This window comes from Streptomyces sp. JLYT201, from assembly GCF_059448825.1.
Map to the genome: position 1 here is coordinate 2903434 of NZ_CM182551.1, position 26188 is coordinate 2929621.

The 26188-nt window shown below is 72.9% G+C and carries 18 protein-coding genes, 1 pseudogene and 1 riboswitch; of the genes and pseudogenes, 7 read left to right on the plus strand and 12 right to left on the minus strand.

Annotation, left to right across the window (positions count from 1 at the left end; translation table 11 throughout):
• Positions 1–6 precede the first annotated feature (6 nt).
• A complete protein-coding gene (locus AC5WAM_RS11425; RefSeq protein ID WP_495522532.1) occupies positions 7–1146 on the minus strand; it encodes a ferrochelatase in 1140 nt (379 codons plus the stop codon).
• 325 nt (positions 1147–1471) lie between these two features.
• On the opposite strand from AC5WAM_RS11425, the gene AC5WAM_RS11430 reads away from it, so the two are divergent.
• Positions 1472–2734 (plus strand): MFS transporter, encoded by a 1263-nt coding sequence (locus AC5WAM_RS11430; protein ID WP_495522533.1) that lies wholly within the window; start codon positions 1472–1474, stop codon positions 2732–2734.
• Positions 2670–4013 carry a D-arabinono-1,4-lactone oxidase gene (locus tag AC5WAM_RS11435; protein ID WP_495522534.1) on the plus strand — a complete coding sequence of 448 codons (1344 nt, stop codon included), beginning with the start codon at positions 2670–2672 and terminating at the stop codon, positions 4011–4013. The genes AC5WAM_RS11430 and AC5WAM_RS11435 overlap by 65 nt, the downstream gene beginning before the upstream one ends.
• Before the next feature lie 27 nt (positions 4014–4040).
• On the opposite strand, the gene AC5WAM_RS11440 is transcribed toward AC5WAM_RS11435, so the two are convergent.
• On the minus strand, positions 4041–5351 hold the full coding sequence (locus AC5WAM_RS11440) for a hypothetical protein (RefSeq protein WP_495522535.1): 1311 nt from the start codon (positions 5349–5351) through the stop codon (positions 4041–4043).
• A 498-nt stretch (positions 5352–5849) separates the two neighbouring features.
• On the opposite strand from AC5WAM_RS11440, the gene sepH reads away from it, so the two are divergent.
• A complete protein-coding gene (gene sepH, locus AC5WAM_RS11445; protein ID WP_366794914.1) occupies positions 5850–6908 on the plus strand; it encodes a septation protein SepH in 1059 nt (352 codons plus the stop codon).
• Between the two features lie 190 nt (positions 6909–7098).
• On the opposite strand, the gene AC5WAM_RS11450 is transcribed toward sepH, so the two are convergent.
• Positions 7099–7929, minus strand: coding sequence for a sulfurtransferase (locus tag AC5WAM_RS11450; RefSeq protein ID WP_366794913.1), 831 nt, complete (start codon positions 7927–7929; stop codon positions 7099–7101).
• A 452-nt stretch (positions 7930–8381) separates the two neighbouring features.
• On the opposite strand from AC5WAM_RS11450, the gene AC5WAM_RS11455 reads away from it, so the two are divergent.
• Entirely contained in the window at positions 8382–9209 is an 828-nt protein-coding gene (locus tag AC5WAM_RS11455; RefSeq protein ID WP_495522536.1) for a VOC family protein, read from the plus strand.
• A gap of 91 nt (positions 9210–9300) precedes the next feature.
• On the opposite strand, the gene AC5WAM_RS11460 is transcribed toward AC5WAM_RS11455, so the two are convergent.
• The 4 genes from AC5WAM_RS11460 to AC5WAM_RS11475 all read right to left on the minus strand — a co-directional run bounded on the left by AC5WAM_RS11460 (position 9301) and on the right by AC5WAM_RS11475 (position 14870).
• Positions 9301–9978, minus strand: coding sequence for a thymidine kinase (locus tag AC5WAM_RS11460; protein WP_138962234.1), 678 nt, complete (start codon positions 9976–9978; stop codon positions 9301–9303).
• A 64-nt stretch (positions 9979–10042) separates the two neighbouring features.
• Positions 10043–11242: an alkaline phosphatase family protein gene (locus AC5WAM_RS11465; protein WP_495522537.1), complete on the minus strand. Its 1200-nt coding sequence runs from the start codon at positions 11240–11242 to the stop codon at positions 10043–10045.
• Positions 11242–11847, minus strand: coding sequence for a DUF5998 family protein (locus AC5WAM_RS11470; RefSeq protein ID WP_366794910.1), 606 nt, complete (start codon positions 11845–11847; stop codon positions 11242–11244). Before AC5WAM_RS11470 ends, AC5WAM_RS11465 begins: the two co-directional genes overlap by 1 nt.
• Before the next feature lie 71 nt (positions 11848–11918).
• Positions 11919–14870, minus strand: a complete 2952-nt coding sequence (locus AC5WAM_RS11475; protein WP_495522538.1) for a bifunctional acetate--CoA ligase family protein/GNAT family N-acetyltransferase — start codon at positions 14868–14870, stop codon at positions 11919–11921.
• A 178-nt stretch (positions 14871–15048) separates the two neighbouring features.
• Between AC5WAM_RS11475 and AC5WAM_RS11480 the strand changes: the two genes are divergently transcribed.
• Positions 15049–15330 carry an HPr family phosphocarrier protein gene (locus AC5WAM_RS11480; protein WP_138962230.1) on the plus strand — a complete coding sequence of 94 codons (282 nt, stop codon included), beginning with the start codon at positions 15049–15051 and terminating at the stop codon, positions 15328–15330.
• Positions 15331–15723: 393 nt separating this feature from the next.
• On the opposite strand, the gene AC5WAM_RS11485 is transcribed toward AC5WAM_RS11480, so the two are convergent.
• The 4 genes from AC5WAM_RS11485 to AC5WAM_RS11500 all read right to left on the minus strand — a co-directional run bounded on the left by AC5WAM_RS11485 (position 15724) and on the right by AC5WAM_RS11500 (position 20753).
• Positions 15724–16395: a GntR family transcriptional regulator gene (locus AC5WAM_RS11485; protein WP_366794908.1), complete on the minus strand. Its 672-nt coding sequence runs from the start codon at positions 16393–16395 to the stop codon at positions 15724–15726.
• A 288-nt stretch (positions 16396–16683) separates the two neighbouring features.
• Entirely contained in the window at positions 16684–17517 is an 834-nt protein-coding gene (locus AC5WAM_RS11490; protein ID WP_366794906.1) for a M23 family metallopeptidase, read from the minus strand.
• Between the two features lie 13 nt (positions 17518–17530).
• A riboswitch (cyclic di-AMP (ydaO/yuaA leader) is annotated at positions 17531–17691 on the minus strand.
• A gap of 261 nt (positions 17692–17952) precedes the next feature.
• A complete protein-coding gene (locus AC5WAM_RS11495; RefSeq protein ID WP_366794922.1) occupies positions 17953–19335 on the minus strand; it encodes a M16 family metallopeptidase in 1383 nt (460 codons plus the stop codon).
• A 23-nt stretch (positions 19336–19358) separates the two neighbouring features.
• Positions 19359–20753 (minus strand): M16 family metallopeptidase, encoded by a 1395-nt coding sequence (locus AC5WAM_RS11500; RefSeq protein ID WP_495522539.1) that lies wholly within the window; start codon positions 20751–20753, stop codon positions 19359–19361.
• Positions 20754–21231: 478 nt separating this feature from the next.
• Between AC5WAM_RS11500 and AC5WAM_RS11505 the strand changes: the two genes are divergently transcribed.
• Positions 21232–23685 carry a DNA gyrase/topoisomerase IV subunit A gene (locus AC5WAM_RS11505; RefSeq protein ID WP_366794905.1) on the plus strand — a complete coding sequence of 818 codons (2454 nt, stop codon included), beginning with the start codon at positions 21232–21234 and terminating at the stop codon, positions 23683–23685.
• 435 nt (positions 23686–24120) lie between these two features.
• Here the strand turns inward: AC5WAM_RS11505 and AC5WAM_RS11510 are convergent.
• Positions 24121–25248 (minus strand): annotated as a pseudogene (locus tag AC5WAM_RS11510) (CobW family GTP-binding protein); the annotation flags it as partial.
• 352 nt (positions 25249–25600) lie between these two features.
• On the opposite strand from AC5WAM_RS11510, the gene AC5WAM_RS11515 reads away from it, so the two are divergent.
• The gene (locus AC5WAM_RS11515; RefSeq protein WP_495522540.1) at positions 25601–26122 is read left to right on the plus strand and encodes a DUF6082 family protein; all 522 of its coding nucleotides are present in this window, start codon (positions 25601–25603) and stop codon (positions 26120–26122) included.
• Positions 26123–26188: the final 66 nt, after the last annotated feature.

Consider the following 26188-nt stretch of genomic DNA (forward strand, 5'->3'; position numbering starts at 1 on the left):
GGCTCCTCAGGCGAACGGGCTGTCGGCGCCCGCGGCGGCGGGCTTCGGGGTGCGCGCCGGGCAGCAGCCCACCGGGCACAGGTCGTGACTGGCGCCGAGCGCGCCCAGGGCGCAGGGCGTCACCGCGCGGCCGCTCTCGGCCGCCGCGCGCTCCAGGACCAGCTCGCGCACCGCGGCGGCGAACCGCGGGTCGGCGCCCACGGTGGCCGAGCGCCGCACCGGCAGGGCGAGCTCGGCGGCCTTCGCCGTGGCCTCGGTGTCGAGGTCGTACAGGACCTCCATGTGGTCCGACACGAAGCCGATCGGGACCATCACCACGGCGGGCGCCCCGGCGCCGTGCCGCTCCTCCAGGTGGTCGCAGATGTCGGGCTCCAGCCACGGGATGTGCGGGGCTCCGGAGCGCGACTGGTAGACCAGCTCCCAGGGGCGGTCGACGCCGGTCTCGGCGCGCACGGCGTCCGCGATGACGCGGGCGACGTCCAGGTGCTGGCGCACGTACGCCCCGCCGTCGCCGTGGTCGGCCACGGGGCCGGAGGTGTCGGCCGCGGCCGTCGGGATGGAGTGCGTGGTGAACGCCAGGTGCGCGCCGTCCCGCACCTCTTCGGGGAGGTCGGCCAGGGACTTCAGGACGCCGTCGACCATGGGGCGCACGAAGCCCGGGTGGTTGAAGTAGTGCCGCAGCTTGTCCACGCGCGGGGGCTCCAGGCCCTCATCCCGGAGCGTGGCCAGGGCGTCCGCCAGGTTCTCGCGGTACTGCCTGCACCCCGAGTACGAGGCGTACGCGCTGGTGGTGAGGGTGAGCACGCGGCGGCGGCCGTCACGTGCGAGGTCCCGCAGGGTGTCCGTCAGATACGGCGCCCAGTTGCGGTTGCCCCAGTACACCGGCAGGTCGAGGCCGTGGTCCGCGAAGTCCTTGCGCAGGGCGTCGAGCAGGGCGCGGTTCTGGTCGTTGATGGGGCTGACCCCGCCGAAGAGGAAGTAGTGCTGCCCCACCTCCTTCAGACGCTCCTTGGGGATGCCGCGGCCCCGCGTCACGTTCTCCAGGAACGGAACGACGTCGTCCGGGCCCTCGGGCCCGCCGAACGAGAGCAGCAGCAAGGCGTCGTACGGAGTGGGATCCAGTGGGGAATCCAGCGCATCGGACATGTCCTTGATCCTGCCACTCGGCACTGACAGCCGGAAAACGGCGGTACTCCTCACCGGGGGCGGCGCCGCTCCGTCGCGCCGGGGACGACGCCGCCTCGTCGGCGCTCGCACGGCCCTCTCCCGCATGTGCGCGGGCGCCTTCCCGGTGCTTCTCCGGTGCTGCCCCCGCGCTGCCCCCGTGATTCCCCCGTGCTTCCTGCGGGACGGAAATTAACGGTGTGCCGAACGGCTCCGCGGCCGTAAGCTGTATCAGCCATCTTCACGCCTTACCGGAGCCGCGCGACCCCTCCCGGGTCGGCCGCCCCTGCGCCCCCGCGGAGTCCACGTGCCGAGCCCCTACCGCGCCATCTTCGCCGCCCCCGGCAGCAAGGGCTTCTCCGCCGCCGGTCTCATCGGGCGGATGCCGCTGTCGATGATGGGCATCGGCGTCGTGACGATGGTCTCCCAGATGACCGGGCGGTACGGCCTCGCGGGCGCCCTGTCGGCGACCGTCGCGCTGTCCGCCGCCGTGATGGGCCCCCAGATATCCCGGCTCGTGGACCGGCACGGCCAGCGCCGGGTGCTGCGGCCCGCGACCCTGGTGACGCTCATCGCCGTCGCGGGCCTGCTGCTGGCCGCGCGGTTCGAGCTGCCGGACTGGACGCTGTTCCTCTTCGCCGCGGTCGCGGGCTGCGTGCCGAGCCTCGGCTCGATGGTCCGGGCGCGCTGGGCGGCCCTGTACCGCGGCACCCCGCAGCTGCACACGGCGTACTCCTTCGAGTCCGTCGTCGACGAGATCTGCTTCATCTTCGGGCCGATCATCTCGATCGGCCTGTCCACGGTGTGGTTCCCCGAGTCGGGGCCGCTGCTCGCGGCCGTGTTCCTCGCCGTGGGCGTCTTCTGGCTGACCGCGCAGCGCGCCACCGAGCCGGTACCGCACCCGCGCGAACACCACACCCGGGGCTCGGCGTTGCGCTCCCCCGGCCTGCAGGTCCTGGTCGCCGCGTTCGTCGCCACGGGCACGATCTTCGGCGCGGTGGACGTGGTCACGGTGGCCTTCGCCGAGGAGGAGGGCCGCAAGAGCGCCGCGAGCCTGGTCCTCGCCGTGTACGCGCTCGGCTCGTGCCTCGCGGGCGTCGGCTTCGGCCTCGTGCACTTCACCGGGTCGCCCGCGCGCAGGTGGCTGGTGGGTCTCTGCGCGATGGCCGTGAGTATGATCCCGCTGCAACTGGTCGGGAACCTGCCGTTCCTGGCCGCGGCGCTCTTCCTCGCGGGCCTGTCCATCGCACCGACGATGATCACGACCATGGCCCTCGTCGAACAGCACGTACCACGCGCGAAGCTGACCGAGGGCATGACCTGGGTCAGCACCGGTCTCGCCGTCGGGATCGCGCTCGGCTCCTCCGTGGCCGGCTGGGTGATCGACGCCGCGGGGCCGAGCGCCGGGTACGGCGTGCCGGGCGTGGCCGGGGCGCTCGCGGCGGCGGTCGGATTCCTGGGGTATCGCCGGCTGAAGCGGCCGGATCCGCGAGGGGGAGGGACCCATGAACAGGGCAACGGGCAGGGGCGCGGCAGCGATCAGCGGGAGGAGTCGAGCGGCCTGGCGTAACTGGGCGGGCACCGTCAGCGCGCACCCCGCGCGCGAGGCGACGCCCGCCTCGGTCGACGAGCTCGTCGCGGCGGTCCGCGGGGCCAGGGCCGAAGGCCTGACGGTGAAGGCCGTGGGCACCGGCCACTCCTTCACGGCCGCCGCCGCGACCGACGGCCTCCTGATACGCCCCGACCTGCTCACGGGCATCCGCGCGATCGACCACGCCGCGGGCACCGTCACCGTCGAGGCGGGCACCCCGCTCAAGCGCCTGAACGCCGCGCTCGCCCGTGAGGGCCTGTCGCTGACGAACATGGGCGACATCATGGAGCAGACGGTCTCCGGGGCCGTCAGCACCGGGACGCACGGCACGGGCCGCGACTCCGCGTCGATAGCCGCCCAGATCACGGCGCTCGAACTGGTCACCGCGGACGGCCAGGTCCTCACCTGCTCCCGGGACGAGCACCCCGACGTCTTCGCCGCCGCGCGCGTGGGCCTCGGCGCGCTGGGCGTCATCAGCGCGATCACGTTCTCCGTAGAACCCCTCTTCTTCCTCCAGGCACGCGAGGAACCGATGTCGTTCGACCGGGTCACCGGGTCGTTCGACGAACTCGCCACGGAGAACGAGCACTTCGAGTTCTACTGGTTCCCCCACACCGACAACTGCACCACCAAGCGGAACAACCGCAGCCTGGGCCCCGCGGACCCGCCCGGCGCGATCAGCGCCTTCGTAGAGGACGAACTGCTCTCCAACGGCCTCTTCCAGGTCGTCAATTCGCTCGGCCGTGCCGTGCCCGCGACCATCCCCGCCATCGCCAGGATCTCCAGCAAGGTCCTGTCGGCCCGCACCTACACGGACATCCCGTACAAGGTCTTCACCAGCCCCCGGCGCGTGCGCTTCGTGGAGATGGAGTACGCCGTCCCGCGCGAGGCGCTGGTGGACGCGCTGCGGGAGCTGAAGACGATGATCGAGCGCTCCCCGCTGCGCGTCAGCTTCCCCGTGGAGGTCCGCACGGCCCCCGCCGACGACATCACGCTCTCCACGGCGTCCGGCCGCGACAGCGCCTACATCGCCGTGCACCTCTACAAGGGCACGCCCTTCCGTACGTACTTCAGCGCCGCGGAGCAGATCTTCGTCGCCCACGAGGGGCGGCCCCACTGGGGCAAGCTCCACACCCGCGACGCCGCGTACCTCGCCAAGGCCTACCCGCGCTTCGGCGAGTTCACGGCGCTGCGCGACCGCCTCGACCCGGACCGGCTCTTCGCCAACGCCTATCTGCGGCGGGTCCTCGGCGACTGAGCCCCCGGGCCGAAGCGGTCACCGGGCTCACTGCTCGGGGGGCTGCTGCTCCTGGACGCCGTTCCCGCCGCCGCGTGCCGGGGTGGGCGTCGGGGTCGGCGTCGGGGTGGGGGTCGGCGTGGGCGTGGGGGTGGGCGTCGGGTCGACCTTGGAGCCGCCGTCGCCGGAGTCACCGCCGTCGTCCTTGCCGCCGTCGTCGGGCTTGCCGCCCTGGTCCTTGCCGGTGTCGGTCCCGGTGTCCGAGCCGGTGCCGTCGTCCGGCGAGGGCTTGCCGCTGGGGTCCTTGGAGGTGTCGTCGCCCTGCTCCGAACCGTCGTCCTTGCCGGTGGTGCCCTGGTCGGACGGCTGGTCCGAGTCGTCGCCCGGCTGCTGATCGTCCGACGTGGAGGAGGAGTTCTTGCCCTTCACGAAGTCGGCGATGGAGGTGCTCTTGTCGTCACCGCTGAAGCTCTGGCCGCTCACCAGCTCGTACGTGGTGATGCCGGTGAGCGCCACGCCGAAGACGACGGCGGCGGCGACCAGGGGACGCTTCCAGCTCGTCACGCGCGCGCGGTGCGTGGTGCCCTCGGTGAACTCGTCCGAAGGGAAGGGCGGTTGCGGCGGCTGCGGCGCTCCGGGCACGGCGGGGCCCGTGGCGCGCAGCACCTGGGTCTTCTGGTCGCGCGGCAGCAACTGCGTCGCGTCCACGGATCCGAGGAGCTGCGTCTGCTCGGCGTCGGCGGGGACGGCGGGCAGGGCGGTGGTGGGATCGCCCGCCCCGACCGCGGGCAGCGCGGCTGTCGGGTCGGCGGCACCGGCGATCGGCAGCACGGCCGTCGGGTCGGCTCCCGCCACCGGCAGCACGGCCGTGGGGTCGGCGTCCGGGGCGCGGTGGTCCGCCGACTGCCTGCCCCAGGTGGTGGTCACCGGGCCGGAGCCGGTCGCGTAACCAGCTGCGTAGCCGGTGGCATGACCGGGGATGTGGCCGGGGGCCTGACCGGACGGGGGCGCGGCGGGCGCGGCCCTGAAGACCTCGGGCACCGGCGTGGCCGCCGTCACCGGCACCTGCTGCGCCTTGGGCTTGGCCTGCACCGCGACGTCGCGGATCTGTTCGCCGGTGCGCTTGAAGAAGTGCTGGAAGACCGTGCCGCCGCAGGTGGCGATGCCACTCACCACGCCGGCGCCGAGGATCGTTCCGTACACGCCGAAGCTGGACGCGAGCTTCGCGGCGAGCACCGCGGCCACGGCGCTGCCCGCCACCTGCGGCACGCTCAGATCGAGCCGCTTCTTCGGCGCGTCCTCCGACGTGCCTTCCGACGTGTCCTCCGACGTCCTGCCGGTATCCGGCTTTCCACGCATCTCCGACCCTTGTCGCCTTTCTCGCCTTGCGGGCTTCACTGCTGATTCGCGTACGAGCCACGCGAGTCACATGAGAAAGGGACGTACGTGCGAAGAAAATAGTTCCGCTTCTGGCGTTTACGTGAAGAGCGCCACCTGTGCGCGGGGTGTTCGCGCCCTTTGGCGCCATCAACTCCCTTCACCCGGGAGAAGTTCGGCGGCGTGCCGGTCCACCCGGGTGGCCCGAATGGAGTAGTGTTGCGAGCCCTGGGTCCGGTCTCCCACCAGGGTGCCCGGAGCCAGCCAGGACCGCCGGGAGGGGGCTCGCTGCACAGGGTGACCAAGTTGGTCACTTAGCGTTGCGAATAGGTAACCGTGCCATAACGGCGATCCCGGGCCCTCGCCCGACACGCCGGGCAACTCGGCAAGGTTGTGGCAGGCTGCACCCGGGCAGGCCACACTCGACTAGCGGAAGCAGCGACGCACGTGACGTCGGCAGGCACCACCCGGGAGGTCCCCATGCCCGAACTGCGTGTCGTGGCCGTCAGCAACGACGGCACACGGCTGGTGCTGAAGGCTGCGGACAGCACGGAGTACACGCTTCCCATCGACGAACGGCTCCGCGCCGCCGTGCGCGGCGACCGCCCGAGACTCGGCCAGATCGAGATCGAGGTGGAGAGCCACCTCCGGCCCCGCGACATCCAGGCCCGTATACGCGCTGGCGCCAGCGCGGAAGAAGTCGCCTCGCTCGCCGGCATCCCCGTCGACCGCGTCCGCCGCTTCGAGGGCCCCGTCCTCGCCGAGCGCGCCTTCATGGCCGAGCGCGCCCGGAAGACCCCCGTGCGCCGCCCCGGCGAGAACACCGGACCGCAGCTCGGCGAGGCCGTCCAGGAGCGGCTGCTGCTGCGCGGCGCCGACAAGGAGTCCGTCCAGTGGGACTCCTGGCGCCGCGACGACGGCACCTGGGAGGTGCTGCTCGTCTACCGCGTCGCCACCGAGCCGCACTCCGCGAGCTGGACGTACGACCCGCCGCGCCGCCTCGTCCAGGCCGTCGACGACGAGGCCCGCGCCCTCATCGGCGAGACCGACGACATCGCCGCGCCCGAGCCGAGCTTTCCGTTCGTGCCGCGCATCGCCCGGCTGCCCCGGGACCGGCCGCTGGAGCGCGCCCTCGACCGCCCCGGCACCCCGGCGCCGGAGCCCGACGAGCCGGGTCCGAGCGGCGCCGTCGCCGAGCAGGAGCGGGACTCGTTGACCAGCCTCCTGGAGGCCGTGCCGAGCTTCCGGGGCGACATGGTCGTCCCGGAGCGCCCCACCACCGCACCCTCCGAACTGCCGTCCGCACAGGACGAGCCGGAGCAGGAGCCCGAGGCCGAGGAGCCCCCGGCGACCGCGGCGTCGGCCGGTGCGGCGTACGCGGACGTGCTGATGCCGCGTGCCGTCGCCAGCCACCGCGAGCGCCTGGTCGGCTCCACGGACCGCCAGGCCGAGGCGGACGGCGTCCGGCCCGGCCGCCGCGCCGCCGTGCCGAGCTGGGACGAGATCGTGTTCGGCACCCGCCGCAAGAAGCAGGAGTAGCCGCGCGGAGGTGGAGGAACCATCCTCCGCACACCCCGCGGACACGTCGAAGGGCCCGTACGCAAGATCCGTACGGGCCCTTCACACGACACCCATGTGTCACAGAGCGTGACGGTCGGTCGCCTACGGAGCGTGACGGTCATGCCGTCGCACCCGGCTCCGCGAGCGCCGACGACATCTCCTCGGCCCCCTACTGCGGATCCGGCCCCTTCGCCACCGGACGAGCCGCGTCCGAGGACCACTCCGACCAGGAACCGACGTACAAAGCCGCCGGAATGCCCGCCACCGCGAGGGCGAGGACCTCATGGGCACCCGAGACGCCCGAACCGCAGTACACCCCGACCTCCGGGGCGTCGGCGGCGCCCAGGGCGGTGAAGCGGGCCGTCAGCTCCCCCGCCGGACGGAATCGGCCATCCCCGGAGACGTTCTCCGTCGTGGGGGCCGAGACCGCGCCCGGGATGTGCCCGCCCACGCGGTCGATCGGCTCGACGTCGCCCCGGTAGCGCTCCGCGGCCCGGGCGTCCAGGAGCAGACCCGAGCGGGCCAGGGCGGCAGCGCCGTCCGCGTCGAGGCGGGCGACCGAGTCGGGCACCGGCGTGAACGCGCCCTCCGCGGGCGGTCGTACGTCGCCGGACTCCAGCTCGCCGCGCCACGCCGCGAGCCCGCCGTCGAGGACCCGCACCGACGGGTGACCCGCCCAGCGCAGCAGCCACCAGGCGCGCGCCGCCGCCCAGCCCTGCCCGCCGTCGTACACGACCACGTCCCGGTCCCCCGAGACGCCCGCCGCCCGCATCGCCGCGCCGAAGCGCCCGGCGTCCGGCAGCGGGTGGCGGCCCTCCGCCCCGGCCGGACCTGCCAGTTCCGCGTCCAGGTCGACGAAGACCGCCGACGGGATGTGCGCCTCCTCGTAGGCGGGCCGCTGGTGCGGGCCGCCGAGCTGCCAGCGGACGTCGAGCAGCACTGGCGGATTCCCGCCCGCCAGGTCGCTCGCGAGTTCGGATGCGGAGATGATGGCTTTCATAAGCCCCAACCTTGCCCACGGGGTGGCCGCCGCGTCCAGGTCCGGCTAGCCTGCTCGGCCGGACCCGCCCGAACACGTGGCGTACGGGACCGGGCACGCCCCGTACCGAAGACGGACACGGCTCGGCAATCGCACGTTTACGGATGGGAAACGGCAGACCGGGCATCCTCCGCCAGGAAACAGGAAAAGGCGGCGCGGCCGGGGGGCGCCGGGCGGCGGGTGGTGCAAGCATCTGCACGGACGGGCATGCGCGCGGCCAGGGTACGCGCGTTCGAAAGGCGAGTCGAAGCGGAGTGGCGGCGGCTGACCGACGGCGGGTGGCGGACGGCAGCGGGCGGACGAGCGACGTCATGGAACAGCAGATGACGGATCGCGAATCCGGCCCCCTGACGTCCGCGACCGGCGCCGTCCGTGAGCTGCCGCCGCCACGAGGGCCCGAGGAGAGAGTGACGATGACCGAGGCACGGTGGCCGGACAGCCGACGCGAACGGAGCGCGCGGCCCGCACCCGGCACGCCCTGCTGGGTGAGCCTGATGGCGCACGACCTGGCCGCGACCAAGGAGTTCTACGCGCGGCTCTTCGGCTGGACGTACCGGCCCGGGCCGCAGCAGCTGGGCCCCTACGTACGCGCCTTCCTGGAGGACCGCGAGGTGGCCGGGATCGGCGAGCTGCCGGCCGACCGGCGCCTGCCGATCGCCTGGACCCCGTATCTGGCGTCGGACGACGCCGACGAGACGGCGGAGATGGCCCGGCACTGCGGCGGCACGGTCGGCGTCGGCCCGCTGGACGCGGCCGAGGCCGGGCGCATGGCGATCGCGTCGGACCCGGCGGGCGCGGTGTTCGGCATCTGGCAGCCCGCGGAGCACCTGGGCACCGCGGTGGCGGGGGTGCCCGGCGCACCCGCCTGGAACGAGCTGGTGACCCGGGAGACGGCGGAGGTCGCCAAGTTCTACCGGACGCTGTTCGGCTACACCGAGGAGGCGTCCGGCGCACCCGACGCGGACTTCCTGACCCTCTTTCTGGAGGGCCGAGCGGTGGCGTCGGTGCACGGCGTCGGCAGCGCGCTGCCGCGCGACCGGGGCGCGTACTGGATGACGTACTTCGAGGCCGCGGACGTGGACGCGACGGTGGAGCGGGCGGTCGAACTCGGCGGCCGTCTCGTGCGTCCCGCGCGCGAGGGCACGCACGGGCGGATCGCGACGGTCGCCGACCCGGAGGGCGCGGTGTTCACGCTCGTGCACACCGAGCGGTCCTGCCAGGAGCCGTCGGAGACGCGCTGACGGCGGCGCTCCGGGGCCTCAGGGGGCTCGGTGACTCCAGGAGGGCTCTGAGGTTCCAGCGACCCCAGCGGCTCCAGGGACCCTGGGAGCGCTAGGAGCGCTCCAGGGTGCCGACGGCGCTGTCGCTGTCGAGCGGCAGGACGTCGGGCGACAGGGCGCCCGCGTGGGCGGACGCGGCGGTCATGCGACGGCGGTGGTGACGGCGGCACACGACCTCGTAGCCCACCTCGTCGGCGGCCTGGTTGACGTCTCCGACGACGACCTGGGCGCCCTCGACGACCATGTGGCCGCCGACGGTACGGGCGTTGTGGGTGGCACGGGCGCCGCACCAGCACAGGGCCTCCACCTGGAGGACCTCTATGCGGTCGGCGAGCTCGACGAGCCGCTGCGAGCCGGGGAAGAGCCGGGTGCGGAAGTCGGTGGTGATGCCGAAGGCGAAGACGTCGAGGCCGAGGTCGTCGACCACGCGCGCGAGCTGGTCGACCTGCTCCGGGGTGAGGAACTGCGCCTCGTCGACGATGACGTAGTCGGCGCGGCCGCCCTGGGAGAGGCGGTCCACGAGGTGGGCGTAGAAGTCGAGGCCGTCGGCCACTTCGAGGGCCTGGGTGACGAGGCCGAGGCGGGAGGAGAGCTTGCCCGCACCCGCGCGGTCGTTGCGCGCGAAGATCAACCCCTCGAGGCCGCGGGCCGAGCGGTTGTGCTCGATCTGCAGCGCGAGGGTGCTCTTCCCGCAGTCCATCGTTCCGGAGAAGAACACCAGCTCAGGCATGGGGAGTTGAGGGCCTTTCATCGTGTGGGGGCGTGCGGGGGCGCCCGTGGAGGGCGCACGAGGGCTAGGAGCGTACTTCGAGCAGCGGTACGAGCTGTTCGGCGGGGGTCATGGAGCCGTGGTTGCCGACCATCGCGGACTCGTGGGGCTCCGTGCGGGAGGCGATGATCAGGGCGTCGTCGTGAGCGGCGGCCACCACGTCGCCGATGCGGCCGTGGACGCGCTCGTCGACGCGCGGGCCGAACCACCCCGCGGCTATGGCCTCCTCCCGCCCGGCCACCCAGAAGCGGTCCCCGAGGACCTCCCGCCAGACGGTGAGGACGTCGGCCTCGGCGCCGGGGACGGCATAGACGTGGCGGGCGCGGCCCTCGCCCCCGAGCAGGGCGACGCCCGCGCGCAGCTCCCAGTCCTCGTCGAAGTCGATCCGGGATTCGTCGTCGAAGGGGATGTCGACCATGCCGTGGTCGGCCGTGACGTACAGGGCACTGCGCGGCGGCAGCTGCTCGGCCAGGCGCTGGACGAGGCGGTCGACGTACATGAGCTGGCCGCGCCAGGCGTCGGAGTCCAGGCCGAAGCGGTGGCCCTTGCCGTCGACCTCCGCGTAGTACGTGTAGACCAGGGAACGGTCACCGGCGGCGAGCTGCTCGGCGGCGAGGTCCATGCGGTCCTCGCCGGAGAGGCGGCCGCGGAAGGTGCCGCCGCTCAGGGCGACCTTGGTGAGCGGGGTGTGCTCGAAGGTCGGCGAGGAGACCTGGGCGGTGTGGACGCCCGCCTCGTGGGCGCGCCGGAAGACCGTGGGATGGGGCTGCCAGGCGTGCGGGTCGGTCCAGGGCTTCCAGCGGAGCTGGTTCATCAGCTCGCCGGTGTCGGGGTTGCGGGCGGTGTACCCGGGCAGGCCGTGGACGCCCGGAGGCAGGCCGGTGCCGACGGAGGCGAGGGAGGTGGCCGTGGTGGCGGGGAAGCCCGCGGTGATGGGGCGCCCGGTGCCGCCGCGCGAGGAGCCGAGGAGCGAGGTCAGGAACGGCGCTTCGGCGGGGTGGGCGCGCAGCTGCTCCCAGCCGAGGCCGTCGATCAGGAAGACGCAGTTGCGGTCGGCGGGGGTCAGCTCGGCGATGGCGGGCGCGAAGCCGTCGACCTCCTGGTGCGCGACGAGGGTGGGCAGCAGGTCGGCGAGCGACCCGGTGCCGTACTCGGGCAGCGGTGCGGTGGCGAGCTCCAGGGGCTGTACGTCGTCCCAGCCGCCGGTCCAGTCGGCTGTGACCATCAGCGGGTGGTGCCCGTGCCGCCGGCGGTGGCCGCCGTGGCCTCGGAGAGGGCCTGGGCGAAGGCGAGGGTCTGGCGGACCGTGTCGGGTCCGTCGCCGGCCTCGCTGACGCGCAGGCTGAGGTCGTCGGCTGTGGAGCTGCCCGTGTAGCCGTGGTCGGCCTCGCAGTTGGGGTCGCCGCAGGCGGCCGGTTCGAGGTCGATGCGGGAGACGGCGCCCCAGCCGATGGTGAGGACGACCTCACGGGGCAGGGAGCCGGGGACGTACTTCTCGGGATTGGCGACGACGCGGCTGACGACGACCGACGAGATCCGGCCGATCTTCACGGACTCGGTGGAGGTCGTGGCGTACGGGGTCGGCGAGGTGCTGTCGGCCGCCTGCTCGTCGGTGTGGCTGACGATGAAGCGGGTGTCGGTGAGGACGAGCACCGTCACGTGACGGCGTACTTCGTTGGCGTCGAACGTGGTCTCCTGGTGGACCAGGTACGACCCGATGGTCTCGCCGCCGACCGCGGCCTCCACCGCCTCGGCCACGAGGGCCGGGTAGTAGCCGCTGCGCTCGATCGCCGCGCGCAGCCCCTGGGTCGTGGTACCGGTCTTTGCCATGACGCCCATCCTACGGCCCGGCGCCCGCCCGACGGTGCCCGGTGGCCGCCTCGGCGGGCGGCGCGGGCTCGTCAGTAGGCGGGCAGGGTGCGCGGTCCGAGGTCGTCGCGGGCCGGGGGCGGGGCGAGGCGGACGGTGCCGCTGAGGACGGACAGGCCGTCCTGGGCGACGACCACCGGTTCCAGTGAGACGGTGACCACTTCGGGATGGTCGTCGACCAGGCGCGAGACCCGCTGGAGGAGCTCCTCCAGGGCGGGGGTGTCCACGGGGGCCGCACCGCGCCAGCCGAAGAGGAGCGGCGCGGTCCGGATCGATCCCACGAGGGTGCGCGCATCGCGGTCGGTGACGGGAATCAGCCGGTGGGCGGTGTCCCCGAGGAGTTCGGACGCCGCGCCCGCGAGGCCGAAGGACAGCACCGCCCCCGCGGCGGGGTCGTGCCCCGCGCGCACCACGGTGTCGACGCCCCGCGCGACCATGGCCTGGACGACGGGCCGCAGCTCGGCGGGGCGGCCGAGGGCGTGGGTGAGCTCGCGGTAGGCGCGGCGCAGCTGCTCCTCGTCGGCGAGGTCGAGGCGTACGCCGCCGAGGTCGGGGCGGTGGCGCAGGTGCGGGGCCGTGGTCTTGAGGGCGACGGGGTAGCCGAGCCTCAGGGCGGCGTCGGCGGCCGCGTCGGCGTCGGGTGCGGGCAGGACGGCGTGGACGGCGATGCCGTAGCGGCCGAGCAGGTCGCGGGCGTCGTCGGGGTCGAGGGTCAGGCCGTGCGGGTCGCCGCCCTTGGCGAGGAGGTCCGCGATGAGGCCGGCGGCGCCCTGTTCGTCGATGTCGTCGTACTCGGGCACCTTGCCGGGGTCGGCGATGTCGTGCCGCCACTGGGCGTAGGTGACGGCTTCGGCTAGGGCGCGCACGGCCCGCTCGGCCGCGGGGTAGGCGGGGATGCGGGCGTGCGGCGGCGGGGCGTCGGCCGTGGGCGGGGCGGCGGGCGGCCGGTCGGCGGGGCGGGCGGCGGCCGACCCGGGCTTGGTGCTCGCGGCGGCGGAGAGGGCCTCGGCGAGCTCGCCGAGCTCCACGTGGACGACGGCGACGGGCTTGGTGGGGCACGCCGCCGCGGCGGCCCGCAGGGCGGTGGCCAGGGTCTCCCCCTGGCCCTCGCGGCTCGACTCGCCGAGCGAGGGGATGACGGTGACGACGGCCGCGTCGCAGGTGTCGGCGGCGAGCGCGGCGCCGAGCGCGGCGCGGAAGTCCTCGGGCGTCGCGGCCGTGGTCAGATCGCGCGGGGGCAGCGGGCGCAGGCCTTCGGCGACGCACGCGTCGTAGGTGAGCAGGCCGAGGGACTCGGAGTTGCCGAGGATGGCGACGCGGGGCCCCGCGGGCAGCGGCTGGCCCGCGAGCAGGAGCCCGGCGTCGACGAGCTCGGTGACGGTGTCGACGCGGATGACCCCGGCCTGGCGGAGCAGCGCGGAGACGGTGGCGTGCGGGAGCCGGGTCGCGGCCCCGGCGTGGCCGGTGGGGGCGATGCCGCTGTGCCGGGCGCCCTGGACGACGACGAGGGGTTTCGCGGCGGCGGCGCGGCGGGCGAGGCGGGTGAACTTGCGGGGGTTGCCGATGGATTCCAGGTACATGAGCGCGACGTCGGTGTCGGGGTCGTCGTACCAGTACTGGAGGACGTCGTTGCCGGAGACGTCGGCGCGGTTGCCCGCGCTGACGAAGGACGACAGGCCCGCGCCGCGGCGGTGCAGCCGGGACAGCAGGGCGATGCCGATGGCACCGGACTGGGTGAACAGGCCGATGCGGCCGGCGGCGGCCAGTTCGGGGGCCAGCGAGGCGTTCAGGCGTACGGCGGAAGCGGTGTTGATGACGCCGAAGGCGTTGGGGCCGATGAGGCGCATGCCGTAGGAGCGGGCCTGACGGACGAGTTCGCGCTGGCGTTCGAGCCCTTCGGGGCCGCTCTCGGCGTATCCGGCGGAGAGGACGACGAGGCCCTGGACGCCGTGTTCGCCGCACTCGGCGACCGCTTCCGGCACGTGCTCGGCGGGGACGGTGACGACGGCGAGGTCGACGGGCCCGGCGATGTCGCGCACGGAGCGGTGCGCGGGGACCCCCTCGACGCCCTCGGTGGTGGCCCGGTCCGCGAAGGCGCGGTTGACGGCGTGGACGCGGCCGGTGAAGCCCGCGCGCAGCAGGTTGCGCAGGACGCCGCGGCCGACGCTGTCCTCGGCGCGGCCGACGCCGATGACCGCGACGGAGCCGGGCGCGAGCAGCCGCTGCACGGAGCGGGCCTCGGCGCGCTGTTCGCGGGCGTGCTGGACGGCGACGGAGCGGTCGGTGGGCTCCAGGTCGAGTTCGAGGCGCACGACGCCGTCCTCGAAGCTGCGCTGCTGCTGGTATCCGGCGTCCGTGAAGACCTTCACCATCTTGGTGTTGGCGGGCAGGACTTCGGCGGCGAAGCGGCGGATGCCGCGTTCGCGGGCGACGGCGGCGATGTGTTCGAGCAGCGCGGAGGCGACGCCGCGGCCCTGGTGGGCGTCCTGGACGAGGAAGGCGACCTCGGCCTCGTCGGCGGGCGCCGCTGCGGGGCGGCCCTGGGCGTCGATGCGGTCGTAGCGGACGGTGGCGATGAACTCGCCGCCGATGGTGGCCGCGAGCCCGACGCGGTCCACGTGGTCGTGGTGCGTGAAGCGGTGCACGTCCTTGGCGGACAGGCGGGGGTAGGGCGCGAAGAAGCGGTAGTACTTCGACTCGTCCGAGACCTGCTCGAAGAAACTGACCAGACGGTCGGCGTCGGCGGCCGTGATGGGCCGGATGCGGGCGGTGCCGCCGTCGCGCAGCACCACGTCGGCCTCCCAGTGGGAGGGGTAGGGGTGCTGGTCCGCGCCCGTTGCCGGGGCGGAGGCGGCGTCGGCCGCGGGGGCCTGCGGGGCGGCGGGCACGGGCGCGAGCGGGGCAGCGGGCGCCGTGCCGTACGCCGGAGCGTGCGCGGCGCTGTCCGACGAGGTGTGTGCTGAGCCGTCCGCCGGGGTCTGCATGGGGCCAGGGTACGGGTCGCGCGGGCGCCGGGCCCGGGGCAATGTAGGAGGGGTCGAAGGCGCTCGGGTGGCGGGACGCGGCCCGTGGGGCAGCGCTCCGCCGGTCCTGCGGGAGCACTCGGGTCGGCATGAGACACTGGTCTAGACAAGTGTGAGACACCTGGAAGGGCAGCAACACATGGCTGAGCGCCGCGTCAACGTCGGCTGGGCCGAGGGCCTCCACGCCCGGCCCGCCTCCATCTTCGTCCGTGCGGCCACGGCCTCGGGCGTCCCCGTGACGATCGCCAAGGCCGACGGCAACCCCGTCAACGCGGCCTCGATGCTCGCGGTGCTCGGCCTGGGCGCGCAGGGCGGCGAGGAGATCGTGCTCGCTTCGGACGCCGAGGGTGCGGACGCCGCCCTGGACCGGCTGGCGAAGCTCGTCTCCGAGGGCCTCGAGGAGCTCCCGGAGACCGTCTGACACGGTCGGACACAGCGTGCCGGAGCCGCGTGAGCCACTGGGTGGCCACGCGGCTCCGTCGTGTTTTCGGGGCGCCCCCGAGGCGCGCCCGTGCGGAGTCCCGCCCGGCGAACGCCTTGGGTGAATTCACGAGCCGGTGGCGCACCACCGGTGGCACAAAGGCGGCACCCCCGGCCGGTAAATCCGGCGGGGAATTCCCACGCGCGCCTGCCGGGCTTTCACAACGCGGCGTATGAGGGCGCATACGCGCACTTCGGGTGCGTGCACTCCGCATATGAGCCCCGCATACGAGTCCCATGGCCGAGTCCCGCGTACAGGATACGGACCCCGTGTACGAGGCTCCTGTTAATCCTGTGTACGAGGTTCTCGTTAGTCCTGTGTACGGGGTGCCTGTTAATTCCGTACGCCTACTTTGTTGACGGCGCGTTGCGAACCCCTCACGCGCCCGGCGCGCGGTCGGTACGCGGACGCCGTGCGCTCGGCGTGCAGGAGCGTGAGCGCGCGGGCCCGGTCGGCGTCCTGGCGGGCGACCGCGTCGACGACCGCGGCGTGACCGGCCCACAGGTCCGTGGCCGCGGCCTGCGCGTCCGCCACGTACATCCAGGCGACCTTGTGGCGCAGTTGGGTGAGCAGGGCGATGAGGCCGGGGCTGCCGGAGGCCTGGGTGAGCGTCTCGTGGAACCAGCCGTCGAGCGCGCGCAGGTCCTCGCCGCCGCGCCGGGCCCGCTCCTGGCCGAGCCGCACGAGGCCGCGCAGGACCTTCAGATGGGCTTCGGTGCGGCGCTGGGCCGCGCGGGCGGCCGCCAGCGGCTCCAGGAGCGTACGGACCTCCAGGAGGTCGGCGGCGTCCTGCTCGGTCGGCTCGGCGACGCAGGCGCCCGCGTGCCTGCGGGTGACGACGAAGCCCTCGGCCTCCAGGGTGCGCAGGGCCTCGCGCACGGGGACGCGCGAGACGCCGTAGCGGCGGGCGAGGAGTTCTTCGGTGAGCCGCGTGCCGCGTTCGTAGACACCGGAGACGATGTCGTCCCGGATGGCCGTGCAGACCGAGTGCGCGGGAATGCGCATGACGGACCTCCGCTTTAATGCCCGCGAAACGCGTCGCGCGACGCGTTGAAGACGCCGGTGCGACGACTCCATGGACGCTGCCAGGACGGACTCTATTGCAGATGGCCGCATTTTCCGATGGGGCACCGGAATCCATGGATATCTTTTGGCCAAAGGTGTGCGCGGCGGCACGCTTACCGGTCGTGGACGCTTAGGGCCCGAGCCGTGCCCCGATGCCGAAAGCCCCGGCTCGGTGAGCCGGGGCTTTCGGGACGTGCGCGGGCGCGGGGCGCTCGCGCCGTCGATGCGTCAGACGGCCACGCCGTGGGAGCGCAGGTAGGCGATCGGATCGATGTCCGAGCCGTACTCGGCGCCGGTGCGGGCCTCGAAGTGCAGGTGCGGCCCGGAGGAGTTGCCGGTGGAGCCGGAGAGGCCGATCTGCTGACCGGGGGTGACGGCCTGGCCGACGGTGACGCTGAGGGACGACATGTGGCCGTACTGGGTGTACGTGCCGTCGTTCATCTTGATCACGACGTTGTTGCCGTAGGCGCCGCCCCAGCCCGCCTCGACGACGGTGCCCGCGCCGACCGCCTGCACCGAGGTGCCGGACGCGGCGTGGAAGTCGATGCCGGTGTGGCTGCCGGAGGACCACATGCCGCCGCCGGCCTTGTAGGAGGTGGAGACGTAGGAGCCGGCGACCGGGGCCACGTAGGCGTTCAGGCGCTTGCGCTCGGCGTCACGGGCGGCGCGCTCGCGGGCCCGCTCCTTGGCCTCCTTCGCCGCCTTGGCCTCGGCCTCCTTCTCGGCCTTCTCCTTCGCGGCGGCCTCGGCCTTGCGCTTCTGCTCGGCGGCCTTCTGCCGCGCCGCCTCTTCCGCCTTCTTCTGGGCGGCGGCGTCGTTGGCGGCCTGCTTCTGGGCGGCGGCCTGGGCGTCGATCTCGTCGGCCAGCGTGTCGTTGATGGCGATGGCCTGCGTGAGGCCGGTGCTCGCGTGGTCCGCGGAGCCGTCGGCGGCGAGGGCCGGAGCGGCCAGGCCCGAGATGACACCGGTGGTGGTGAGGGCGGCGACGCCCGCGGCGCTGGCGGTGGTGCGCGTGATGCGGCTCGGACGGCGGTGCTTGCCGGTCGGGCGGATGAGCGCCATGAAGCGGCTGGTCCTTTCCTTCCTTCTCGCCTACCGGGTTAGCTGACGGGTTCGGAGCAGGAAGGTCTCCTACGGACTCCTCGCCTCGCGGCAAGGGGACCGATTCACCCCAGGGACGTGTGGGTCCCCGGCTCCCCTGGCTCGCGCCGTACGGGGACTCGGCGATGACTGTGCGGTGCCGCGGGCGCGGCGTACTGCGTGACGTACAGCCGCACTGACGCTAAACGTCTCATCTTTCAATCGACAAACGGATCCCGCCTTTTGTAGCGCACGCCACACGGCAGACACCCAACCTCCATGTCAATTCGGACATATGGCGGCATGCCGGGACCCCGGAGGCTTCCTGCGCCTCCGGGGTCCCTTGGGTTACGCGGCGTTCATTCCGGTTTGCCCCTTGCGGCCCGGTGGGGCCGCTTCACGGCGTGTGTGCCGCAATCAGCCGGTGACAACCGTCACTTCGCCGATGCCGAGGGCCCTGACGGGCTCCTCGATCTGTGCGGCGTCACCGACGAGCACCGTCACCAGACGGTCACTCGGGAACGCGCTCACGACGGCCGCGGTGGCCTCCACCGTGCCCGTCCCGGCCAACTGCCGGTACAGGGTCGCCTGGAAGTCGTCCGGCAGTTCCTGCTCCACCTGGTCGGCGAGCGTCGCGGCGACGGCGGCGGCCGTCTCGTACTTCAGCGGGGCCACGCCCACCAGGTTCTGCACGGCGACGTCGCGCTCGGCGTCCGTGAGGCCCTCGGCGGCGAGGGTGCGCAGGACCTTCCACAGGTCGTCGAGCGCCGGGCCCGTGTTCGGCGTGTCCACGGAGCCGCTGATGGCCAGCATGGCGACGCCCGGGGCGCCCTCCGGGGACCGCGGGGCCGCGGAGCGCAGCACCTGGCTGAAGGCGCGCACGCCGTACGTGTACCCCTTCTCCTCGCGCAGGACGCGGTCCAGGCGCGAGGTGAGGGTGCCGCCCAGGCAGTACGTCCCGAGGACCTGCGCCGGCCAGACGATGTCGTGCCGGTCCGCGCCCACGCGGCCGATGAGGAGCTGCGTCTGGACGGCGCCGGGGCGGTCCACGATGACGACGCGGCCGGTGTCGTCGGCGGTCACCTGGGACATCACGTGCGGCTCCGCCGACCCGCCCGTCCAGGCGCCGAGGGTGTCGGCGAGGACGGCGTCGAGGTCCGTGCCCGTGAGGTCGCCGACCACGACGGCGGTGGCCGTGGCGGGGCGCACGTGCTTCTCGTAGAAGGCGCGTACGGCCGCGGAGTCGATGGCGGTGACCGTCTCCTCGGTGCCCTGGCGCGGGCGCGACATGCGCGAGGTGGCCGGGAAGAGCTGCTTGGCCAGCTCCTTGGCGGCGCGGCGCGCGGGGTTGGCGGTCTCGTGCGGGATCTCGTCCAGGCGGTTGCGGACGAGGCGCTCGATCTCGCCGTCCTCGAAGGCGGGCGCGCGCAGCGCGTCGGCCAGCAGGCCCAGGCCCTTCGCCAGGCGGGAGACGGGCACTTCGAGGGAGAGCCGGACGCCGGGGTGGTCGGCGTGCGCGTCCAGCGTGGCGCCGCAGCGGTCCAGCTCGGCGGCGAACTCCTCGGCGGAGTGCTTGTCGGTGCCTTCGGAGAACGCCCGCGCCATGATCGTGGACACGCCGTCCAGGCCCTGCGGCTCGGCGTCCAGGGGCGCGTCGAGGTGGACCTCGACGGCGACGAGCTGCTGGCCGGGGCGGTGGCAGCGCAGCACCGTCAGGCCATTGGCCAGGGCGCCGCGCTCGGGGGCCGGGAAGGCCCAGGGCTTGGCCGTGCCCGCCTGGGGCTGCGGGTGGAACTGCATCTTCACAGACGTCTCAGCCTCGCTCACTTCGCCGCCTCCTCTTCCTGCTGGGTCTCGGCGGCTTCCTGCTGGGTCTCGGCGGCCGTGCCGTCCGCGCCGTCGGCGTCCTCCGCGGCGGCCACCGGCTCGTACACCAGGACCGCGCGGTTGTCGGGGCGCAGGCGCGCCTTGGCGACCTCCTGGACCTCGGCCGCGGTGATGTCGAGGACGCGCTGGACCGCGGTGAGGGCGAGCTGCGGGTCACCGAAGAGCACGGCGAACCGGCACAGCTCGTCCGCGCGGCCCGCGACCGTGCCGAGACGGTCGAGCCACTCGCGCTCCAACTGGGCCTGGGCCCGTTCCATTTCCTCCGGGGTCGGGCCCTCCTCGGCGAACCGGGCGAGCTCCTCGTCGACGGCGGCCTCGATGACGGGGACCTCCACGTCGCCCGAGGTCTTCACGTCGAGCCAGCCGAGCGAGGGCGCCCCGGCGAGCCGCAGCAGGCCGAACCCGGCGGTCACCGCGGTGCGGTCGCGGCGCACCAGGCGGTTGTAGAGCCGGGAGGACTCGCCGCTGCCGAGCACCGTCAGGGCCAGGTCGGCCGCGTCGCACGCGCGCGTGCCGTCCTGGGGCAGGCGGTAGGCGGCCATCAGGGCGCGGGCCGGGACGTCCTCCTCGACGACCTCGCGCAGCTCCTCGCCGATGCGCTCGGGCAGCGAGCCGTCGCGCGGCGGCTGCTTGCCGTCGTGCCCGGGGATGGACCCGAAGTACTTCTCGACCCAGGCGAGCGTCTGCTCCGGGTCGATGTCGCCGACCACGGACAGGACCGCGTTGTTCGGCGCGTAGTACGTGCGGAAGAAGTTCCGGGCGTCCTCGAGGGTGGCCGCGTCCAGGTCGGCCATGGAGCCGATCGGGGTGTGGTGGTAGGGGTGGCCCTCCGGGTACGACAGGGCGGTGAGCTTCTCGAAGGCCGTGCCGTAGGGGACGTTGTCGTAGCGCTGGCGGCGTTCGTTCTTCACCACGTCGCGCTGGTTCTCCATGGACTCCTCGTCGAGTGCCGCCAGGAGGGAGCCCATCCGGTCCGCCTCCAGCCACAGGGCGAGCTCCAGCTGGTGCGCGGGCATGGTCTCGAAGTAGTTGGTGCGCTCGAAGCTGGTGGTGCCGTTCAACGAGCCGCCGGCGCCCTGCACCAGTTCGAAGTGACCGTTGCCGTGCACCTGCTGCGAGCCCTGGAACATCAGGTGCTCGAAGAGGTGAGCCAGACCGGTGCGCCCCTTGACTTCGTGGCGCGAGCCCACGTCGTACCAGAGGCACACCGCGGCGACCGGGGTCAGGTGGTCCTCGGAGAGCACCACGCGCAGGCCGTTGGCAAGGCGGTGCTCGGTCGCTGCCAGACCGCCGGAGCCTGCCGCGGCTGTGGCCGTGTGACCCATGGGCATGTACGTCCCTTCGATCGCTGAATCCTCAATAGCTTTTGCCGGTCCTGCCACTGTATGCAAGCCCGCAGACCCCTGGCGAAGTTCCCGTTCCGCGCTCCGGGTCGTCGGTGTTCGCCGTGGGCGTGATCGCGGCGGGGCGTGCGTGGGCGTGTGCGGTGCGCCGGGGCCCGCGGCGGGTCCCGGCGCCGCGCGGCTCCGCCCCCGGCTCCGCACCGGTACCGACCCCGGTTCCGCACCGGTCCTGACTCCGGTTCCGCACCGGTCCTGCCCCCGGCCCCGCCCTGGCTCCGCCTGCGGTTCCGCCCCGGTTCGCGGCGTGGAACGGGGGTGCCGCGCGGCCGGGGCGTGCCCGCGCCACGCCGCTGACCGCCTGGTCGCCGCGCGGGTGGGCCCGGGTCGTGGTCGGGGTTGTCAGTGGGACGGTCCACAATGGTCGGCGTCAGATCCCGCACTTGTTGGTGAAGGAGCCGCAGCAGCGATGGCCCGCCGCAGCACGAAGACCCCACCGCCCGACGACTCGTTCGAGGAGAAGATCCTCGACATCGACGTCGTCGACGAGATGCAGGGCTCCTTCCTCGAGTACGCCTACTCGGTCATCTACTCCCGCGCCCTGCCCGACGCCCGCGACGGCATGAAGCCGGTGCAGCGCCGCATCGTCTATCAGATGAACGAGATGGGCCTGCGCCCGGAGCGCGGCTATGTGAAGTGTGCCCGCGTCGTCGGCGAGGTCATGGGCAAGCTGCACCCGCACGGCGACGCGTCCATCTACGACGCGCTGGTCCGCATGGCGCAGCCGTTCTCCATGCGCCTGCCCATGGTCGACGGCCACGGGAACTTCGGCTCCCTGGGGAACGACGACCCGCCCGCCGCGATGCGGTACACGGAATGCCGCATGGCGGACGCCACGTCCCTCATGACGGAGTCGATCGAAGAGGACACGGTCGACTTCACGCCGAACTACGACGGCCAGGAGAAGGAGCCGGTAGCCCTCCCGGCGGCGTATCCGAACCTCTTGGTGAACGGCTCGTCCGGCATCGCCGTAGGCATGGCGACGAACATGCCGCCGCACAATCTGAGCGAGGTCATCGCGGCCGCCCGGCACCTCATCAAGTACCCGGGCGCCGACCTCGAGACGCTCATGAAGCACATCCCGGGCCCCGACCTGCCCACCGGCGGCCGGATCGTCGGCCTGTCCGGCATCCGGGACGCGTACGAGACGGGGCGCGGCACCTTCAAGATGCGCGCGACGGTCGCCGTGGAGGCCGTGACCGCGCGCCGCAAGGGCCTGGTCGTCACGGAGCTGCCGTTCAGCGTCGGCCCGGAGAAGGTCATCTCCAAGATCAAGGACCTGGTGGGGTCCAAGAAGCTCCAGGGCATCGCTGACGTCAAGGACCTCACCGACCGCGCCCACGGCCTGCGCCTGGTCATCGAGATCAAGAACGGCTTCGTCCCGGAGGCCGTCCTGGAGCAGCTGTACAAGCTGACGCCGATGGAGGAGTCCTTCGGCATCAACAACGTGGCGCTGGTGGACGGCCAGCCCCTCACGCTCGGCCTCAAGGAGCTCCTCGAGGTCTATCTCGACCACCGCTTCGACGTGGTGCGCCGCCGCAGCGAGTTCCGCCGCGGCAAGAAGCGCGACCGGCTGCACCTGGTGGAGGGCCTGCTCATCGCCCTCCTGGACATCGACGAGGTCATCCGCCTCATCCGCTCCAGCGACAACAGCGCGCAGGCCAAGGAGCGCCTGATGGAGCGCTTCTCCCTGAGCGAGGTCCAGACGCAGTACATCCTGGACACCCCGCTGCGCCGCCTCACCAAGTACGACCGCATCGAGCTGGAGTCCGAGCGCGACAAGCTGAACGCGGAGATCGACGAGCTGACCCGCATCCTGGAGTCGGACGCGGAGCTGCGCAAGCTGGTCTCCGCCGAACTGGCCGCCGTGTCGAAGAAGTTCGGCACCGAGCGGCGCACGGTGCTCCTGGAGTCCGCGGGCGCCCCGGCCCCCACGGTGTCCCTCCAGGTCGCGGACGACCCGTGCCGGGTCCTGCTGTCCTCGACGGGCCTGCTGGCCCGCACGGCCAACGGCGAGCCCTTCTCGGAGAGCGACGGCAAGCGCGTCAAACACGACGTGATCGTCTCGGCGGTCCCGGCGACCGCGCGCGGCGAGGTGGGCGCGGTGACGTCCGAGGGGCGCCTGTTGAGGCTCTCCGTGGTCGATCTGCCGCAGCTCCCGGACACGGCGTCCGCGCCCAACCTCTCGGGAGGCGCCCCGGTCGCCGAGCTCCTCTCCCTGGAGGCGGACGAGAAGCTGATCTGCCTGATGACGCTCGACGAGTCCTCCCCGGGCCTGGCGCTCGGTACGGAACAGGGCGTGGTCAAGCGCGTGGTGCCCGACTATCCGGCGAACAAGGACGAGCTGGAGGTCATCACCCTCAAGGACGGTGACCGCATCGTCGGCGCGATCGAGCTGCGCACGGGTGAGGAGGACCTGGTCTTCATCACGGACGACGCCCAGTTGCTGCGCTATCCGGCGGGGCAGGTGCGCCCGCAGGGACGCCCGGCGGGCGGCATGGCGGGCATCAAGCTCGCACAGGGCGCGAAGGTCATCTCCTTCACGGCGGTCGATCCGGCGGCGGACGCCGTGGTGTTCACGGTCGCGGGCTCGCGCGGCACGCTCGACGACTCGGTGCAGACGACGGCGAAGCTGACGCCGTTCGACCAGTATCCGCGCAAGGGCCGCGCGACGGGCGGTGTGCGCTGCCAGCGCCTGCTGAAGGGCGAGGACTGCCTGAGCTTCGCCTGGGCGGGCCCGACGCCGCCGCGCGCGGCACAGCGCACGGGCATCCCGACGGAGCTGCCGGAGCCCGACCCGCGCCGGGACGGCTCCGGCGTCTCCCTGGCCAAGCCGGTGGCTGCGGTGGCGGGGCCGGTGTAGTCAGCGGGCGGTGGCGGGGCCGGTCCCGGAGCCGGGGGCGGTCCCGGAGCCGGGGGCGGTTCCAGAGCCGGGGGCGGCTACGGAACCGGGGCCGCCGTGGCCGTCGGTGTCGGGGCCGCCGTGGCCGTCGGTATCGAGGTCGGCGAAGTCGTCGAAGCCATCGCCGTCAGAGCCGAAGTCGAGGTCCGAGTAGGGGTCGGGACCGGCATCCAGCTCGACGTCGCCGTCCCCGTCCCCGTCATCACCCACGTCACCGTCGACATCGACGCCGCCATCGACATCGACACCGGCGGTGGCATCGGAAGCGGGGTCGGGCCCCGGCCCGGCCCCGGCTTCGGGCCCGCTCCCGCCCTCGGCCTCGGGCGTCTCCTCCGCCCCCGGCTCCTGGACGTACCGCAGGACGCCCCACATGCCGAACTCGTCCGCGTGCGGGGCGTCCTCGTCGTTCTCCCGGCACAGCGTCAGCCGGGTGTGCAGCTCCGGTACGTCGATGCCGGAGCCGATGAGGACGAGCTGCGTGAGGCGCTTCTCGCCGGGCTCCCACGGCTCGGGGTAGAAGCGCAGGAACCGCCCCACGGAGTGCACCGCGTACCGGTTGCGCGCGTCGGCGGCACCGAAGTCGACGTACCCCTTGATGCGGTAGAGCCCCTCGGGCCTGCTGTCGAGGAAGGCCATGAGGCGGCGGGGGTTCATGGGCGCTTCGGAGGTGAAGGCGAGGCTCTCGTAGGCGCTGTGCAGATGGGCGTGGCCGCAGCCGCCGTGCGGGGCGGTGTGGCCGGGGGCGCCGTGGGGGGTGGCGTGGCCCGGGTCGCTGTCCGGGGTGGCATCCCCGGGGGCGCCGCAGTGGCACTCCTCGCCCGTCTCCGGGCCGCCGTCGGCCTGCCGGTGGCCGCCGTCCGCGTACGGGTCCTCGCCGTGGTCGTGCAGGTCGTCGAAGGAGAGCTGCCCGACGCGCTCCCCCACCGGCTTGCGGTCCAGGAGGAGCTCCACGTCCACGCGCCCGTACATGGCGGCGACGACGGCGGCCCGGTCGGTGTGCCGACGCACCTCGTCGAGGACGCGGTCGCGCTCCCCCGCCGGTACCCGGTCGGCCTTGTTGACCACGACGAGGTCGGCGATCTTCAGATGTCGGTCGACCTCGGGGTGCCGCTGTCTGGTGGCGTCGAACTCGGCGGCGTCCACGACCTGCACGAGACCGCCGTACACGATGTGCGGGTTCTCGCTGGCGAGCACCATGCGCACGAGTTCCTGCGGCTCCGCGAGTCCGCTCGCCTCGATGACGATGACGTCGATGCGGGACGAGGGCCGGGCGAGCCGCTCCAGATACACATCGAGTTCGCTGGCGTCCACGGCGCAGCACAGACACCCGTTGCCGAGGGACACGGTGGAGTCGCCGAGCTGGCCCGCGACGGCCATGGCGTCGATCTCGATGGAACCGAAGTCGTTGACGATCGCGCCGATGCGACTGCCTCCGCTGCGGTGCAGCAGATGGTTCAACAGGGTCGTCTTGCCCGATCCCAGGAATCCCGTGAGGACGATGACTGGAATCTGCTGCTCACGCACGTGTGGCCCCTCGCATCAACACACATCAAGGTCGATCAATTCGCTCAAGACGCGTACACCTCGCAGGCGACGAGCACGTACGGCATTTGAACACCACTCCAGGATATGTGCGCGTAGACGTGCCGGTAGGCGAACGATTCCGTGCGACGCCGACGGGGCACACATTGGGCACGGCGCAGGGATGTCAGAAACCGGATTCCTGCCGTGCTTCCGTGCGCCTCCTCTCCGCCTCCCGGCCGATCAGAGCCGCTCGGCACCCTGGGAGGCGGCAAGCGCCGCCCATCGCTCGCCGGTCAGCCCTGCCGCCCCGCGCCCGAAGACCGGCGGACGGTCGCCTGACTCGGGGGTTGACATGGCCACACAGAAATACTGGATACGAGGGATCGGGCCGGCCGCGATGGCGGGCCTCGCGATCACGACCGGAGCGCTGAGCCTCGCGGCCGCGCGGCTCCGCAGGCACATGGCCCTGACCGAGCAGCACCGTCTGCACTTCGCCCTGCTCTGCAAGGCCATGGAGGACGAGACGCTGGCCGCCGTCCTGGACACGTACGACAGCGAGGTACCGGCGGACAGGCACCGCCAGTTCTTGTTCGCCAACGCCCTCTACACCAACGCGCTCCACGCGTACCGGACCGGGGCCATGAGCCTGGGGGAGCTCTACGGACACCTTCGGGTGATATGCCAGAACCCGATCTTCCGCGAGTACTGGGAAATCACCCGCCACCACCGCGCCAGCCTGCGCCGTTCGTCCGAGGAAGCGGAGGTGGGCCGTCTCATGGACGACTTGGCGCAGGACCTCCTGGAGGCCGACACCGACGAATGGTGGGTAGTGGGGCATCCACCCGGGGGGCAGCGGGAGCGCAACCACCCTTGAGCCGGATGAAGTTGGGCGCACAAAGGCTCCCATAGGCAGACATTCGGGGCTAATGTGTCCTCGCAC

Bases quoted from the DNA above. Each gene is read 5' to 3' on its own strand.
- AC5WAM_RS11440 (WP_495522535.1), bottom strand. From the start codon at position 5,351: ATGCGTGGAAAGCCGGATACCGGCAGGACGTCGGAGGACACGTCGGAA.
- AC5WAM_RS11460 (WP_138962234.1), bottom strand. From the start codon at position 9,978: ATGCCTGAGCTGGTGTTCTTCTCCGGAACGATGGACTGCGGGAAGAGC.
- AC5WAM_RS11470 (WP_366794910.1), bottom strand. From the start codon at position 11,847: ATGGCAAAGACCGGTACCACGACCCAGGGGCTGCGCGCGGCGATCGAG.
- AC5WAM_RS11450 (WP_366794913.1), bottom strand. From the start codon at position 7,929: ATGAAAGCCATCATCTCCGCATCCGAACTCGCGAGCGACCTGGCGGGC.
- AC5WAM_RS11485 (WP_366794908.1), bottom strand. From the start codon at position 16,395: ATGCGCATTCCCGCGCACTCGGTCTGCACGGCCATCCGGGACGACATC.
- AC5WAM_RS11490 (WP_366794906.1), bottom strand. From the start codon at position 17,517: ATGGCGCTCATCCGCCCGACCGGCAAGCACCGCCGTCCGAGCCGCATC.
- AC5WAM_RS11475 (WP_495522538.1), bottom strand. From the start codon at position 14,870: ATGCAGACCCCGGCGGACGGCTCAGCACACACCTCGTCGGACAGCGCC.
- AC5WAM_RS11455 (WP_495522536.1), top strand. From the start codon at position 8,382: ATGACCGAGGCACGGTGGCCGGACAGCCGACGCGAACGGAGCGCGCGG.
- AC5WAM_RS11425 (WP_495522532.1), bottom strand. From the start codon at position 1,146: ATGTCCGATGCGCTGGATTCCCCACTGGATCCCACTCCGTACGACGCC.
- AC5WAM_RS11495 (WP_366794922.1), bottom strand. From the start codon at position 19,335: ATGCAGTTCCACCCGCAGCCCCAGGCGGGCACGGCCAAGCCCTGGGCC.
- AC5WAM_RS11465 (WP_495522537.1), bottom strand. From the start codon at position 11,242: ATGGTCACAGCCGACTGGACCGGCGGCTGGGACGACGTACAGCCCCTG.
- AC5WAM_RS11500 (WP_495522539.1), bottom strand. From the start codon at position 20,753: ATGCCCATGGGTCACACGGCCACAGCCGCGGCAGGCTCCGGCGGTCTG.
- AC5WAM_RS11515 (WP_495522540.1), top strand. From the start codon at position 25,601: ATGGCCACACAGAAATACTGGATACGAGGGATCGGGCCGGCCGCGATG.
- AC5WAM_RS11435 (WP_495522534.1), top strand. From the start codon at position 2,670: ATGAACAGGGCAACGGGCAGGGGCGCGGCAGCGATCAGCGGGAGGAGT.
- AC5WAM_RS11505 (WP_366794905.1), top strand. From the start codon at position 21,232: ATGGCCCGCCGCAGCACGAAGACCCCACCGCCCGACGACTCGTTCGAG.
- sepH (WP_366794914.1), top strand. From the start codon at position 5,850: ATGCCCGAACTGCGTGTCGTGGCCGTCAGCAACGACGGCACACGGCTG.
- AC5WAM_RS11480 (WP_138962230.1), top strand. From the start codon at position 15,049: ATGGCTGAGCGCCGCGTCAACGTCGGCTGGGCCGAGGGCCTCCACGCC.